The organism is Streptococcus suis (assembly GCF_002964045.1).
Classification (GTDB): Bacteria; Bacillota; Bacilli; order Lactobacillales; family Streptococcaceae; genus Streptococcus; species Streptococcus suis_U.
Genome location: NZ_POPB01000357.1, coordinates 1 through 393 on the forward strand (window position 1 = coordinate 1; position 393 = coordinate 393).

At 37.2% G+C, this 393-nt stretch carries 1 protein-coding gene and 1 pseudogene; both read left to right on the forward strand.

Features of this window, described 5'->3' with window-relative positions; all coding sequences use genetic code 11:
• A pseudogene (locus C1E99_RS15250) lies at positions 1-207 on the forward strand (XRE family transcriptional regulator); the annotation flags it as partial.
• Positions 208-291: 84 nt separating this feature from the next.
• On the forward strand, positions 292-393 hold a 102-nt coding region (locus C1E99_RS08740), incomplete at its 3' end, for a GTPase (RefSeq protein ID WP_193441800.1).

Genomic DNA, 393 nt, shown 5'->3' on the forward strand with positions numbered 1-393 from the left:
GCAGAAATCTTTGGTGTCAGTCTGGATTATCTGGTTTTAGGAAAAGAGCCTGAGAAGGAAATTGTAGTGGAACAGCGAGGAAAAATGAATGTTTGGGAATACTTGAACGAAGAATCCAAACGACCTCTTACAAGAGGAGATTTTGTCTTTCTCATTCTTTGTTTCATTGTCTTCTTATGTGCAATGTTTATTAAGCATTATTTTTAACGAAGCTTGCCAAACAGCAAGCTTTTTCTCTACTTTTCTGCTATAATAGTCATGATTGAATTTTTAATTGGAGAGTAAAAAAACATGGCTTTAACAGCAGGAATCGTCGGTTTGCCAAACGTTGGTAAATCAACCCTATTTAACGCAATTACCAAGGCAGGAGCAGAAGCTGCAAACTACCCTTTC